The sequence below is a fragment of the Streptomyces sp. NPDC058401 genome (assembly GCF_042722885.1).
Lineage (GTDB): Bacteria > Actinomycetota > Actinomycetes > Streptomycetales > Streptomycetaceae > Streptomyces.
On the sequence record NZ_JBHXKA010000176.1, the window covers coordinates 1 to 13,636 of the forward strand.

General features: G+C 73.2%; 11 protein-coding genes. 9 read left to right on the forward strand and 2 right to left on the reverse strand.

From position 1 onward, the window contains the following. Positions 1-410 precede the first annotated feature (410 nt). Positions 411-1,574 (forward strand): cysteine desulfurase family protein, encoded by a 1,164-nt coding sequence (locus tag ACFWNV_RS36215; protein ID WP_383955430.1) that lies wholly within the window; start codon positions 411-413, stop codon positions 1,572-1,574. An 8-nt stretch (positions 1,575-1,582) separates the two neighbouring features. On the opposite strand, the gene ACFWNV_RS36220 is transcribed toward ACFWNV_RS36215, so the two are convergent. Then, on the reverse strand, positions 1,583-2,284 hold the full coding sequence (locus ACFWNV_RS36220) for an N-acetylmuramoyl-L-alanine amidase (RefSeq protein ID WP_383955456.1): 702 nt from the start codon (positions 2,282-2,284) through the stop codon (positions 1,583-1,585). A gap of 80 nt (positions 2,285-2,364) precedes the next feature. Here ACFWNV_RS36220 and mnmA point away from each other — a divergent pair, with 80 nt between their 5' ends. Further along, entirely contained in the window at positions 2,365-3,504 is a 1,140-nt protein-coding gene (gene mnmA / locus ACFWNV_RS36225; RefSeq protein WP_383955433.1) for a tRNA 2-thiouridine(34) synthase MnmA, read from the forward strand. Between the two features lie 18 nt (positions 3,505-3,522). Here mnmA and ACFWNV_RS36230 read toward each other — a convergent pair whose 3' ends face one another. Continuing rightward, positions 3,523-4,446, reverse strand: a complete 924-nt coding sequence (locus ACFWNV_RS36230; protein WP_383955436.1) for an NADP-dependent oxidoreductase — start codon at positions 4,444-4,446, stop codon at positions 3,523-3,525. A gap of 153 nt (positions 4,447-4,599) precedes the next feature. On the opposite strand from ACFWNV_RS36230, the gene ACFWNV_RS36235 reads away from it, so the two are divergent. From ACFWNV_RS36235 to ACFWNV_RS36265, 7 genes are all read left to right on the forward strand, one after another. Further along, the gene (locus tag ACFWNV_RS36235) at positions 4,600-5,580 is read left to right on the forward strand and encodes a GlxA family transcriptional regulator (RefSeq protein ID WP_383955439.1); all 981 of its coding nucleotides are present in this window, start codon (positions 4,600-4,602) and stop codon (positions 5,578-5,580) included. Positions 5,581-5,699: 119 nt separating this feature from the next. Continuing rightward, positions 5,700-6,044 carry a DUF1330 domain-containing protein gene (locus tag ACFWNV_RS36240; RefSeq protein ID WP_383955442.1) on the forward strand — a complete coding sequence of 115 codons (345 nt, stop codon included), beginning with the start codon at positions 5,700-5,702 and terminating at the stop codon, positions 6,042-6,044. Positions 6,045-6,289: 245 nt separating this feature from the next. Then, positions 6,290-6,979 (forward strand): SDR family oxidoreductase, encoded by a 690-nt coding sequence (locus ACFWNV_RS36245; protein ID WP_383955444.1) that lies wholly within the window; start codon positions 6,290-6,292, stop codon positions 6,977-6,979. Then, complete coding sequence (locus ACFWNV_RS36250; protein WP_383955446.1) at positions 6,976-7,971, forward strand: methionine synthase; 996 nt, start codon at positions 6,976-6,978, stop codon at positions 7,969-7,971. Before ACFWNV_RS36245 ends, ACFWNV_RS36250 begins: the two co-directional genes overlap by 4 nt. A 31-nt stretch (positions 7,972-8,002) precedes the next feature. After that, positions 8,003-10,213, forward strand: a complete 2,211-nt coding sequence (gene ligA, locus ACFWNV_RS36255) for an NAD-dependent DNA ligase LigA (RefSeq protein ID WP_383955449.1) — start codon at positions 8,003-8,005, stop codon at positions 10,211-10,213. A 388-nt stretch (positions 10,214-10,601) separates the two neighbouring features. After that, entirely contained in the window at positions 10,602-12,815 is a 2,214-nt protein-coding gene (locus tag ACFWNV_RS36260; protein ID WP_383955451.1) for a putative bifunctional diguanylate cyclase/phosphodiesterase, read from the forward strand. Between the two features lie 50 nt (positions 12,816-12,865). Beyond that, the gene (locus tag ACFWNV_RS36265) at positions 12,866-13,336 is read left to right on the forward strand and encodes a nucleoside 2-deoxyribosyltransferase domain-containing protein (RefSeq protein WP_383955454.1); all 471 of its coding nucleotides are present in this window, start codon (positions 12,866-12,868) and stop codon (positions 13,334-13,336) included. Positions 13,337-13,636: the final 300 nt, after the last annotated feature.

A 13,636-nucleotide genomic window follows, 5' to 3' on the forward strand; every position in this document is an offset into this window, starting at 1 on the left:
ATTCGGCACATGACCGCCGGCGGTCTGGGAAATCCAGCCTCGCCGGCGTTTGAGGCGTGGGGTCTGGGGCGGAGCCCCAGGGGGTCCGGGCGCAGCCCGGTGCCCCGCTTCAGCCCGTCCGGCGTTTGAGGACCGGGTCCGGGCCGGCCCGGGGAACGGTGGAAGGGCGGGTAGGGGACGGCCCCGCGCAGCGGCGCATCAGCGGGCGGGACCCCGCCCAGGGTGCCGGCACGGGCGGGACCCGCGCAGGGTGTCCGGTTAAGGGCGGGTGGCCGCGCATGGTGCCCGGTGTCGGGCGGGCCGGCCGGTCCGGTTCCGCGCGCGGGCGGCGCGAGGGCGGGGGCTGCGTCAGGGGACTGGAGGGCACCGCGGGGATCGGGAGTGCGGGGGACTCGTAGAATCGGGGGATCATGGCCTACCTCGACCACGCCGCCACCACCCCGATGCTGCCGGAGGCCGCTGCGGCGATGACCGCGCAGTTCGGCGTCACGGGCAACGCGTCCTCCCTGCACGCCGCCGGCCGCCGAGCCCGCCGCACCGTCGAAGAGGCCCGCGAGGCCCTCGCCGACGCGCTCGGGGCCCGTCCGAGCGAGGTGGTCTTCACCGCCGGCGGCACGGAGGCCGACAACCTCGCCGTCAAGGGCCTCTACTGGGCCCGCCGCGACGCCGATCCCGCCCGGACCCGTGTCCTCGCCAGCCCCGTGGAGCACCACGCCGTCCTCGACGCCGTGCACTGGCTCGCCGAGCACGAGGGCGCGCAGGTCGAGTACCTGCCGGTCGACCGCTACGGGCGCGTGCACCCGGAGGCCTTCCGCGAGGCCATCGAGCGGAACCCGGACGATGTCGCCCTCGCCACCGTCATGTGGGCCAACAACGAGATCGGCACCGTCATGCCGATCGCCGAACTGGCCGCCGCCGCCCGCGAGTCCGGCATCCCGCTGCACTCCGACGCCGTCCAGGCCTTCGGTCAGCTCGACGTCCGCTTCGGTGACAGCGGCCTCGCCGCCATGACCGTGAGCGGCCACAAGGTCGGCGGACCGTACGGGATCGGCGCGCTGCTGCTCGGCCGCGACCAGAGCCCCGTACCCGTCCTGCACGGCGGTGGCCAGGAGCGGCACGTCCGCTCCGGCACCCTCGACGTCCCGGCCATCGCCGCCTTCTCCGTGGCCGCGGTCCTCGCCGCCGAGCGGCGCGAACGGTTCGCCACCGAGATCGGCGCCCTGCGCGACCGGCTCGTCGCCGCCGTGCTCCACGAGGTGCCCGACGCGGTCCTGGGCGGCGACCCGGACGGCCGGCTCCCCGCCAACGCCCACTTCAGCTTCCCCGGCTGCGAGGGGGACTCCCTGCTGCTCCTGCTCGACGCGCAGGGCATCGAGTGCTCCACCGGCTCCGCCTGCACGGCCGGTGTGGCGCAGCCCAGCCACGTGCTGCTCGCCACCGGCACCGACCCGCGGCTGGCCCGCGGGACGCTGCGCTTCTCCCTCGGCCACACCTCCACGCAGGCCGACGTGGACGCGGTCGCCGCCGCCATCGGCCCGGCCGTGGCCCGCGCGCGCACGGCGGGGCTGAGCTAGGGCCGAGACTAGGGCTTGGCCGCGCCGGCCTCGTTGACCATGCGGAGGTAGCGGTCCCAGTCCCAGTGGCGGCCCGGGTCCGTGTGGTCGGCTCCGGGCACCTCCGAGTGGCCGAGGAAGTGCTTGCGGTCGGCGGGGATCCCGTACCGCTTGCAGACGTCGGCGGCGAGCCGGGCCGAAGCCCCGTACATCGCGTCCGTGAAGTCCTGCGGCCGGTCCACGAACCCGACGTGCTCGATGCCGATGCTGCGCTCGTTCATGGAGCGGTTGCCCGAGTGGAAGGCGACGTCGAGCTCGCGCACCATCTGCTCGATGTGGCCGTCCTGCCCGACTATGTAGTGCGCCGAAGCCCGGTGGAACGGATTCTTGAAGGCGTCCACCGAGGACTTGAAGCCGCCCTGCGTGACATGGACCACGATCCGGTCGACCCGGTAGTCGGCGGGCCGGTCCGCCAGCCGCCAGTTCGCCGGGGAGGCCGCCGTCCAGGAGGCCCCCGCGTGGTCCAGCTCGCCTTCCTTCCGCGGCTTGGACACCCCCGGCACCAGCCACCAGGCCCGCCCCAGCTCATCGCGCCCGGCGACCGCCGCGGCCGCCACCACCCCGAGCCCGCCGAACAGCACCGCCCTGCGGGTCCGCCCGGGCCGCTTGCCGCCCGTGCCGGCCTTGGCTCCCGTGCCCGCCTTGGCCCCCGTACCGCCCTTGCCGCTCATGGTCCCCATTGGTGATCCACCCCCTGCCACCGAGAACGCGCTGTGAGCCCGCGCGGTTCCCCCGTACCCTGGACGGTGCTATGACTGAGAACCTGCCGAGCAGCCCCCGCCCCCTCCGCATCCTGGCCGCCATGTCCGGCGGTGTGGACTCCGCCGTCGCCGCCGCCCGCGCGGTCGAAGCCGGGCACGACGTGACCGGCGTCCACCTCGCCCTCTCCGCGAACCCGCAGTCCTTCCGGACCGGAGCCCGCGGCTGCTGCACGATCGAGGACTCCCGCGACGCCCGCCGCGCCGCCGATGTCATCGGCATCCCGTTCTACGTGTGGGACCTCGCCGAACGCTTCCGCGAGGACGTGGTCGAGGACTTCATCGCCGAGTACGAGGCCGGGCGCACCCCGAACCCCTGCCTGCGCTGCAACGAGAAGATCAAGTTCGCGGCGCTGCTCGACAAGGCCCTCGCCCTCGGCTTCGACGCCGTCTGCACCGGCCACTACGCCACCGTCGTCCTGAACGAGGACGGCACGCGCGAGCTGCACCGCGCCTCCGACATGGCCAAGGACCAGTCGTACGTCCTCGGCGTGCTCGACGAGAAGCAGCTCGCCCACGCGCTGTTCCCGCTCGGCGACACCCTCACCACCAAGGAAGAGATCCGCGCCGAGGCCGAGGAGCGGGGCCTGGCCGTCGCGAAGAAGCCCGACAGCCACGACATCTGCTTCATCGCCGACGGCGACACCCAGGGCTTCCTGGCCAACCGCCTCGGCAAGGCCGAGGGCGACATCGTCGACGAGGCCACCGGCGAGAAGGTCGGCACCCACGAGGGCGCCTTCGGTTTCACCATCGGCCAGCGCAAGGGCCTGCGGATCGGCCACCCGGCCCCCGACGGCAAGCCGCGCTACGTCCTCGACATCTCCCCGGTGAACAACACCGTCACGGTGGGACCGGTGGAGGCGCTCGACGTCACCGCCCTCACCGCGATCCGCCCGCGCTGGTGCGGCTCCACGGCCGCCGCCCCGGGCACGTACACCGCGCAGCTGCGCGCCCACGGCGGGGAGACCGAGGTCTTCGCCGAGCTGGTGGAGGGCGAACTGCGCGTCCGCTTCACCGAGCCGGTCCGCGGTGTGGCCCCCGGCCAGGCGATCGTCCTCTACGACGGCACCCGCGTGGTCGGCTCCGCCACGATCGCCACCACCACGCGGGCCACGGCGCCCGCGTCCGTCTAGCCGGGGCCGCCCGGCGGGTCAGACCACCGTCAGGACGATCTTGCCGGTGGTCCGGCCCTGCTCGCCGATCTCGTGGGCCTTCGCGGCCTCGGCCAGCGGGAGCACCGTGTCGACGGCCGGCCGCAGCTTCCCCTCCTCCACCAGGGCCGCGACGGCCCTGAGCCCCGCGTAGTCCGGCTCGACCAGGGTCCAGCCGGTGCGGAAGCCCTCCGCGTCCGCCGGTACCTGGTCGGGGCTGGTCAGGGTGATCAGGTGCCCGCCGGGGCGCAGCACCTTCAGGGAGCGCGGGCCGTAGTCGCCGCCGATGGCGTCGATCACCACGTCGACGTCCGCGACCGCGTCCTCGAAGGCGGTGGTCCGGTAGTCGATCACCTCGTCGGCCCCGAGGGAACGCACGAACTCGTGCTTGGGGGCGCTCGCGGTGCCGATCACGTAGGCGCCGAGCGCCTTGGCGATCTGGACGGCGAAGTGCCCGACCCCGCCCGCCGCCGCGTGGACCAGTACCCGCTGCCCGGCCCGCAGGTCCGCGGTGTCGGTCAGCGCCTGCCAGGCGGTGAGCGAGGCCAGCGGAAGCGCGGCCGCCCGGACGTGGTCGATCGACGCGGGCTTGCGGGCGAAGTGCCGGGCCGGGGCCGTCACGTACTCGGCGTAGGCGCCGGCCTGGTGCGGGAAGCGCGGCATGCCGAAGACCTCGTCGCCCGGCTGGAACACGGTCACCCCGGGGCCGACCGCCTCGACCGTGCCGGAGACGTCCCAGCCGACGGCCGGTACCGGCCCCCAGGAGATCAGGCCGCCGGTGGCGCGGGTCTTCCAGTCGACGGGGTTCACCCCGGCCGCGTGGACGCGCACCAGAACCTCCCCGACGGCCGGCTCCGGGCGGTCCTGCTCGGTCTCGGTCAGTACCTCGGGTCCGCCCCACTGGCTGACGACGATGGCGCGCATGAATGTCTCCCTGATCGGTCTGGTCGTTCTGGTCGTTCTGGCAGTACTCGGTCTGCTGTCACCTGCCGGTTTCCCCGGCCGATGGCACCAGCTTGGCCTGGTGCGGACCCGCATGGTGGTGGCCGGATGGCCACCATGTGACAGAATTCGGCCATGCACCGTGTAGCCGTACTCGCCCTGGAGGGCGTCGCCCCGTTCGAGCTCGGCATGCCCTCACGGGTCTTCGGGAACGCCCGCGGCCCGGGCGGCAGCTTCCTGTACGAGGTCACCGTCTGCACCCCGGACGGCCGGCCCGTGGCGACCGACGCGGGATTCAGCATCGACGTCGGCGCCGGCCCCGAGGCCCTCGCGGCGGCCGACACCGTGATCGTCCCGCCCACCCACTCGCTGCCCGGACTCCTGCGTGGGGAGCCGCTGCCGCAGGCCCTCGCCGACGCCCTCGCCCACATCCGGCCGGGCACGCGCATCGTGTCGATCTGCACCGGCTCCGAGGTGCTCGCCGCCGCGGGGATGCTCGACGGGCGGCCCGCCACCACCCACTGGGTCCACGCGCCCGCGTTCCGGCGCGCCTTTCCGCGGGTCGAGCTCGACGAGGACGTCCTCTTCGTCGACGACGGCGACATCCTCACCTCGGCCGGGGTGGCCGCCGGCATCGACCTCCTGCTCTACCTGGTCCGCGCCGACCACGGCAGCGCCGTCGCCAACCTCACCGCGCGGCTGTGCGTGGTCCCGCCGTGGCGGGACGGCGGGCAGGCCCAGTACATCGTGCGGCCCGTCCCCGAGCCCACCGTCGCCACCACCACCGCCACCCGGGCCTGGGCCCTGGAGCGCCTCACCGAGCCGATCACCCTCGCGGAGCTGGCCTCCCACGCCCGGATGAGCCTGCGCACCTTCACCCGCCGCTTCCGCGACGAGGTCGGCATGACCCCGGTGCAGTGGCTCACCGGGCAACGCCTCGAAATGGCCCGACAGTTGCTGGAGTCCAGCGATCTCCCCGTCGACCTGGTCGCCCACCGATCCGGCTTCGGCTCCGCCAACTCCCTGCGCCAGCACATGCGTTCCGCCCTCGGCATCTCCCCGATCGCCTACCGGCGCACCTTCCAGCCCAACACCCCGGCCCTCGCGCATCATTGATGCCACATCAGGGGGCGGCGCCGGGACGCGCCCGTTACCCCCGGGGTAATCGCTTCCGGAGCCGCAGGCGGGCAAGATCGGATCAACAAGCCGATCCCGCACGGAAGAAGAGGCCCGACATGACCGCCTACGCCATCGCCCACATACGCCCCGAGACCCTGAACGAGGACATCCTCCGCTACATCGAGGAGATCCAGGCCACCATGGACCCCTTCGAGGGCCGCTTCCTCGTGCACGGCCGGGAGGTGGAGGTCATGGAGGGCGCCTGGCCCGGCACGGTCGTCCTGATCGCCTTCCCGGACCTGGAAGGGGCCCGCGCCTGGTACACCTCACCCGCCTACCAGGCCCTGATCCCGCTGCGCGCCCACCACATCGCGGGCGACATCATCCTCGTCGACGGTGTCCCCGCGGACTACGACGCCTCGAAGACCGCCGCCACCCTCCGCGAGACCGCGGGCCTCTGACGATGGCCGAGCGCGCCACCCGGCGGCGCGGAGCCCTGTGCGCACCGGGGTGCGGTGAGCGCCGGGCCGCTGCCGGAGCCGGGTGATCCGGAGTTCGCCGAGGCCGATCCGTCGGTGCTGGTCGTCACGGTGGGCGGGCGCTGCCACGTGCCGGCGATGATCGGGGACCACCCGGTGGACGAGGGCCCGCCACCGTTCGGGACCGGTGGGAGTGGAGGGCCGGACCGGGGTGCGAGCATGGCGGCATGGCTACTCACCTCATCACCGGCGCCGGATCCGGCATCGGTGCCGCCGTCGCGGCCCGGCTGCACGCCCGCGGCGACGACCTCGTCCTCCTCGCCCGCGACGCCGCCCGCGCCCGGCAGCTCACCGACCGGTACCCCGGATCGAGCGCGCTCGTCGGGGACCTCGCCGACCCCGACCGGCTGTCGTGGGCCTTCTCCAAGCAGGCCGTCCCGGAGCGCATCGACTCGCTCCTGCACATCGCCGGCATCGTGGACCTCGGCCCCGTGGGCGAGCTGCGCCCCAAGACCTGGCACCAGCAGCTCAACGTCAACCTCATCGCCCCCGCCGAGGTCACCCGGCTCCTGCTGCCCACCCTGCGCGCCTCCCACGCCACCATCGTCTTCGTGAACTCCGGCGCCGGCCTCGCCGCCCACGCCGAGTGGAGCGCGTACGCCGCCTCCAAGCACGGGCTCAAGGCCCTGGCCGATTCGCTCCGGGCGGAGGAGAAGGAGAACGGCATCCGCGTCACCTCCGTCTACCCCGGCCGCACCGCCACCCCCATGCAGATGAAGGTCCGCTCCCAGGAGGGCGAGTCCTACGACGCCGCCGACTGGATCGACGCGGAGTCCGTCGCGACCACCATCGTGATGGCCGTCGACCTGCCCCGCGACGCCGTGGTCAGCGACCTCACCGTCAGGCCCGGCCGATGAGCGCGAGCCGCACCGGGGGAGCCACCGGAGTCGGCTCGTTCCCCGGCGGCGACGCCCGCGAGGCCGCCAAGACCGTCACCGGCTCCTTCGAGGAGTTCCCGTACCTCGCCGAGCTGCCCGCCCGCGGCCCCGGCGCGGACATGATCGGCCGGTCCCTCGGGCTGCTCGTGGACATGTACGCGCACGTCGAGCCCAGCGGCTGGCGGATCAGCGACCGCCCCGGCCGCGACAGCAAGCGCGCCCGCTCCTGGCTCGGCGAGGACCTGGACGCCCTGGAGGAGTTCACCCAGGGCTACCAGGGCCGGCTCAAGGTGCAGGCCGTCGGCCCGTGGACCCTTGCCTCCGCCCTGGAACTGCACGGCGGCGAGGCCGTCCTCCAGGACCCGGGCGCCTGCCGGGACCTGGCCGGGTCCCTCGCGGAAGGCGTCCGCGAGCACCTGGCCGACGTACGCAAGCGGATCCCCGGCGCCGAGATCGTCCTCCAGTACGACGAGCCCTCGCTCACCGCCGTCCTGCTCGGCCGGGTGCGCTCCGCCAGTGGCTACCGCACCTACCGCGCCGTCGACCGGCAGGTCGTCGAGGGAACCCTGCGCGAGCTGTTCGCCGTCCACGACGGGGAGGTCATCGTCCACTCCTGCGCCCCCGAGGTGCCCTTCGCACTGCTGCGACGCGCCGGGGTCTCGGGCGTGTCGTTCGATTTCTCCTTGCTCACCGAGCGCGAGGATGACGCCATCGGGGAAGCCGTCGAAGCCGGTACGAAACTCTTCGCCGGAGTGGTGCCCGGGACCGACGGCCCGTTGTCGGACCCGGGCGGTAGCGTCATGGGTGTCAGGAAGCTCTGGCGCAGGCTGGGGCTGACCCCGGGGACTCTGGCGGAGTCCGTGGTGGTCACCCCCTCGTGCGGTCTGGCGGGCGCTTCGCCCGCCTACGCACGGGCGGTTCAGGCGTACTGCGTCAGGGCGGCGAGGTCGCTCGCCGACAACCCTGAGTGATGGATCGAGACGGGTCACGGGAGGACACGGCATGGCAGCCGAACAGAAGCAGGGCAGCGAATCGGCCGTACCGGCGGAACTGCGCGAGCAGCACGCGCTGATCGCCGAGCAGGTCGAGGAGCACCGCTTCCGGTACTACGTGAACGACCAGCCGGTCGTCAGCGACGCCGAGTTCGACCAGCTGCTGCGCTCGCTGGAAGCACTGGAGGAGCAGTACCCGGAGCTGCGCACGCCCGATTCGCCCACCCAGAAGGTGGCCGGGGCGTACGCGACGGACTTCGCCTCCGTGGAGCACCGCGAGCGCATGCTCTCCCTCGACAACGCCTTCGACGACGAGGAACTGGCGGCCTGGGCCGAGCGCGTGGCCCGGGACGCCAACACCTCCGACTACCACTACCTGTGCGAGCTCAAGGTGGACGGCCTCGCCGTCAACCTCACCTACGAGAACGGCCGCCTGACCCGCGCCGCCACCCGCGGCGACGGCCGCACGGGCGAGGACATCACGCCCAACGTCCGCACCATCGCCGACATCCCCGACCGGCTGAAGGGCGACCGGATCCCCGCCCTGGTCGAGATCCGCGGCGAGGTCTACTTCCCGATGGAGAAGTTCGAGGAGCTCAACGCCCGCCTCGTCGAGGCCGAGGGCAAGCCCTTCGCCAACCCGCGCAACGCGGCGGCCGGTTCGCTGCGCCAGAAGGACCCCAAGGTCACCGCCAGCCGCCCGCTGCACATGGTCGTGCACGGCATCGGCGCCCGCGAGGGCTTCGAGATCGAGAACCAGTCCCAGGCCTACGAGCTGCTGCACGCCTGGGGTCTGCCCACCGCCCAGCACAACAAGGTGGTCTCCACGCTCGCCGAGGTCCGGGAGTTCATCGCGTACTTCGGCGAGAACCGCCACTCGGTGGAGCACGAGATCGACGGAGTCGTCGTCAAGCTCGACGAGATCGCCCTCCAGGGCCGGCTCGGCTCCACCGCGCGCGCCCCGCGCTGGGCCATCGCCTGGAAGTACGCCCCCGAGGAGGTCAACTCCAAGCTGATCGACATCAAGGTCGGCGTGGGCCGCACCGGGCGCGTGACCCCGTACGCCCAGGTGGAGCCGGTGACGGTGGCGGGCTCCGAGGTCGAGTTCGCGACCCTGCACAACCAGGAGGTCGTCAAGGCCAAGGGCGTGCTCATCGGGGACACCGTCGTCCTGCGCAAGGCCGGCGACGTCATCCCCGAGATCCTCGGACCGGTGGTCGACCTGCGGGACGGCAGCGAGCGGGAGTTCGTCATGCCCGCCGAGTGCCCCGCGTGCGGTACGGAGCTGCGGCCCATGAAGGAGGGGGACATCGACGTCCGGTGCCCCAACGCGCAGTCCTGCCCGGCCCAGTTGCGCGAGCGGGTCTTCTACCTGGCCGGACGCCAGAGCCTGGACATCGAGAACTTCGGCATGGTCGCGGCGGCGGCGCTGACCGGCCCGCTGGAGCCCGCCGTCCCGCCGCTCCTAGACGAGGGCGACCTCTTCGACCTGACCATCGAGCAACTGCTCCCGATCAAGGCCTACGTCCTCGACCCGGACAGCGGGCTGCCCAAGCGGGACCCGAAGACGGGCGAGGAGAAGATCGTCACGGTCTTCGCCAACCAGAAGGGCGAGCCGAAGAAGAACGCCCTGTCGATGCTGGAGAACATCGCCGCGGCCAAGGACCGCCCCCTCGCCCGCATCATCAACGGCCTGTCGATCCGTCACGTCGGCCCGGTCGCGGCGGAGGCCCTCGCCCGCCAGTTCCGCTCGATCGACGCCATCCGCAGCGCCACCGTGGAGGAACTGACCGCGGCCGAGGGCGTAGGCGCCATCATCGCCGCCTCCCTCCAGGAATGGTTCGCCGAGCCCTGGCACGAGGAGATCCTGCGCAAGTGGCGGGCCGCCGGGGTCCGGATGGAGGAGGAGGGCTCCGGCGAGGACGAGGGGCCGCGACCGCTGGAGGGGCTGACCGTCGTCGTCACCGGGACTTTGCAGAGCCACACGCGGGACGGCGCCAAGGAGGCCCTGCAGAGCCGCGGCGCCAAGGTGACCGGATCCGTCTCGAAGAAGACCTCCTTCGTCGTGGTCGGCGACAACCCCGGCTCGAAGTACGACAAGGCAGTGCAGTTGAAGCTCTCCATCCTCGACGACGCCGGCTTCGCCGTCCTGCTCGAAGAGGGCCCCGACGCGGCGCGCGAGGCCGCCCTCCCGGTGGACGGCAACGCCGAAGCGGAGTAGCGAAGGCGAACGGATGCGTGGCGTGCGGCCGTACGAGCGGGCGCGCGCCGGGCGCGGCCGGCGGTGACACCCGCCGCCGCACGGCCGGTACCCGGCCCATGCGAGGCCGGTACAAGGCTGGTGGCGGGCCCCCGGACTGTCGGATCATCAGACGGGCGGCCGGGTAGTCCTGGTCCAAACTCACCCGTTCGGCGGATACCGTACTGATGAGGATGGCTGGGTCGTATTCGGGCAACCGCCGCCGACCGCTGCCCCTGGGCGCCTCCCGCGTCCTACTGTTGAGGGGTGCGCCTGTCGTGCACGGCTGCTTGACGCGCTTCCAGCCGTGATGGCATGACATCGGGGCCATCGCGTGGCATCGGCATCGCCGGCTGTGAGAGGGACGGGCATGAAACCCACCGAAAGCGCCGACCCGTCACCAGATTTCGGCGGGGAGTTCCCGTCCCTGCGGACGGGCCGGCTCGGTGTCCTGGGGCCCAGGGCACCGCGATCGCGACCGCTCGACACCGCAGTGGGCGCGGGCCGGACGGGCCGCGGCGCCGCGCTGCCCTTCGTCATCGTGGGTCTCGCCGCCGTCGTGCTCGGCGTCGGCGTCATCACCGCACTGACCAGCCGTCACGCCCTGTTCCCCGGCGGCCCGGTCGGCTGGGCGCTCGCCCTGCTCACCGGCATCATCGTCGGCCACCTCGTCGCCCTCGGCCGCGACCGCTGGTGGGGCGGCACCGGATCCGGCGCGGCCCTCACCCTCGGCGTCCTCATCCTCTACGGATGGGTCCCCGCCGGCCTCGTCTCCCTCGCCGTGGTCACCCTCGTCGGCGCCGCCCGCAGGCACCGCTGGCGCCAAGGCCTGCTGCACGGAGCCACCGACATCCTCGGCATCGGCGCGGGAGCCCTCGTCCTCACCGCCTTCGGGGAGGCCCCCTCCGTCGAACACCCCTGGCGGCCCACCGGCTGGGGGCTCGACGCGGTCCCCGAAATCATCCTCGTCGCCCTCGCCTACCTGCTCGTCACCCGCATCCTGCTGTGGCTCGCCCTCGCCCCGACCGGCGGCGGACTGCCCACGGTCGCCCGGACCGCGCTGCTGCGCCAGGCACTGGTCGCCGTCGCCCTCCTCGGCATCGCCCCGCTGATCTGCGTGGTCGCCGAATCGCAGCCGGTGCTGCTGCCGCTGTTCGCCGTACCGCTCATCGCCCTGGACTCCACCCTGTGGATCGCCCGGGCCCGCGCCGAGGAGCAGCTGCGGGACCCGCTCACCGGGCTGCCCAACCGGCAGTGGCTGCTGGAGCGCGCCTGGAGCGCACTCGACCAGGCCGAACGCTCGGGCTCCCGCGCAGCCCTGGTACTGATCGACCTGGACCGCTTCCGCGCCGTCAACGACACCCTCGGCCACCTCGCCGGGGACCGGCTGCTCCTGCAGATAGCGGACCGGCTGCGCCAGGCCCTGCCCCCGAACGCCGAGGCGGCCCGCCTCGGCGGCGACGAGTTCGCCGTACTCCTCCCCCTCACCGACTCCACCACCAGCGCCCAGCGCGTCGCCCGCAACCTGGTCGCCGAACTCAGCTCCCCCCTCGACCTGGACGGACTCACCCTGGTCCTGGAGGCCAGCGCCGGCCTCGCCGTCTTCCCCGACCACGCCCTGGACGCGGAGGGACTGCTGCGCCGCGCCGACGTCGCCATGTACCAGGCGAAGCGGGACCGCACCGGCGTCGAGGTCTACGAGTCCAAGCGCGACAGCAACACCCCCGACCGGCTCGGCCTGCTGGGCGACCTGCGCCGGGCGCTGGACGCGGGCGATGTGGAACTGCACTACCAGCCGAAGGTCTGCTTCGACGGCAAGGTGGCCGGGCTGGAAGCCCTGGTGCGCTGGGTGCACCCGGAGCGCGGGCGGGTCCCCCCGGACGAGTTCATTGCGATCGCGGAGACCTCCGGGCTGATGCCCCACCTGACGGAGTACGTACTGGAGACCGCGCTCGCGCAGGTCGCCCGGTGGCGGGCCCAGGGCCTCAAGGTCCCGGTCGCCGTCAACGTGTCACCGCGCGACGTCCACACCCCCGGCTTCGCCGGCGCCGTGGCCGCACGCCTCGCCCGGCACGGGGTCCCCGCGAGCGGGCTCCAGCTGGAAATAACGGAACACGTCCTGCTGGAGGACCCGCAGCGGGCCGCCGACACGATGGCCGGACTGACCGGCCACGGCGTGAAGATGTCCCTCGACGACTTCGGCACGGGCTACTCCTCCCTCGTCCACCTGCGACGGCTCCCCGTCAGCGAACTGAAGATCGACCGGTCCTTCGTGGCCCGGCTCGCGGTGGACGCCCAGGACGCGGAGATCGTCCGCTGCACGGTGGACCTCGCACACTCCCTGGGCCTGCTGGTCGTCGCGGAGGGCGTCGAGGACGACGAGACGTGGGAGCGGCTCCGGGACCTGGGCTGCGACGCCGTCCAGGGCTGGCTGGTCGCCGCCGCGATGCCTCCGCAGGAGGCGACGGCCTGGCTGCTGGCCCGCGGAGAGCGCGGCTGGCGGCGGCCGGCGGACATCACGGCCGAACTGGCGGCGGAGACGGCGGCGGCGCAGACCGCGGCCGCGGCGGCGCAGACGCAGTGAGCGCAGTGAGCGCAGTGAGCGCAGTGAGCGCAGCGAGGGCCCCGAGGTCCGTGAAGTACGTCGAGGCCCCGGCGCCGTACCGCCCCGCGCCGGGGGACCCGCCGTCCGTCTTCCTCGCGGGCGGCATCACGCACTGCCCGCCCTGGCAGCCGCAGGCCGCGCGGGAGCTGGCCGACTTCGTCGTGCTCAACCCGCGGCGGGCGGACTTCGACGTCTCCGACCCCTCGCAGACGGACGTCCAGATCGCGTGGGAGTACGCGCACCTGCTGCGCGCGGACCTCACCCTTTTCTGGTTCCCCGCGTGCGATGCGTCCCTCACGGTCCAGCCGATCACCCTGTACGAACTCGGCGCGGCCGCGGCGACACCGGGGCGCCGGCTCGTCGTCGGCGCCGACCCCGACTACCCGCGGCGCGCGGACGTCGTCACGCAGCTGTCCCTCTCGAGGCCGGACCTCACGGTCCACTCCACCCTCCCCGAAACAGTGACCGCAGCCCACACCGAGCTGACCACCCCTGCCTGACGGCTGCCCTGCGGGAGAAGGTCCCCTACCCACCCTTCCCCCGTTCCCCGGGCTCCGCCCGGACCCGATCCCGCGTGCGGCACCGTCCCCGGGGGCCAGCCCCCGGACCCCCGCTCCTCAAACGCCGGAGGGGCTGGATTCGGCGCCGGTACGTCCGGACCCCGGGCCATTTCAGCCCGTCCGGCGTTTGAGGACCGGGGTCTGGGGCGGAGCCCCAGGAGGGGTCCGGGCACAGCCCGGCACCCCGCTTTCAGCCCGTCCGGCGTTTGAGGACCGGGGTCCGGGCAGAGCCCGGGGACC

Coding starts and splice junctions, on each gene's coding strand:
- mnmA (WP_383955433.1), top strand. CDS start 2,365: ATGACTGAGAACCTGCCGAGCAGCCCCCGCCCCCTCCGCATCCTGGCC.
- ACFWNV_RS36245 (WP_383955444.1), top strand. CDS start 6,290: ATGGCTACTCACCTCATCACCGGCGCCGGATCCGGCATCGGTGCCGCC.
- ACFWNV_RS36250 (WP_383955446.1), top strand. CDS start 6,976: ATGAGCGCGAGCCGCACCGGGGGAGCCACCGGAGTCGGCTCGTTCCCC.
- ACFWNV_RS36230 (WP_383955436.1), bottom strand. CDS start 4,446: ATGCGCGCCATCGTCGTCAGCCAGTGGGGCGGACCCGAGGTACTGACC.
- ACFWNV_RS36235 (WP_383955439.1), top strand. CDS start 4,600: ATGCACCGTGTAGCCGTACTCGCCCTGGAGGGCGTCGCCCCGTTCGAG.
- ACFWNV_RS36220 (WP_383955456.1), bottom strand. CDS start 2,284: ATGAGCGGCAAGGGCGGTACGGGGGCCAAGGCGGGCACGGGAGCCAAG.
- ACFWNV_RS36240 (WP_383955442.1), top strand. CDS start 5,700: ATGACCGCCTACGCCATCGCCCACATACGCCCCGAGACCCTGAACGAG.
- ligA (WP_383955449.1), top strand. CDS start 8,003: ATGGCAGCCGAACAGAAGCAGGGCAGCGAATCGGCCGTACCGGCGGAA.
- ACFWNV_RS36260 (WP_383955451.1), top strand. CDS start 10,602: ATGAAACCCACCGAAAGCGCCGACCCGTCACCAGATTTCGGCGGGGAG.
- ACFWNV_RS36215 (WP_383955430.1), top strand. CDS start 411: ATGGCCTACCTCGACCACGCCGCCACCACCCCGATGCTGCCGGAGGCC.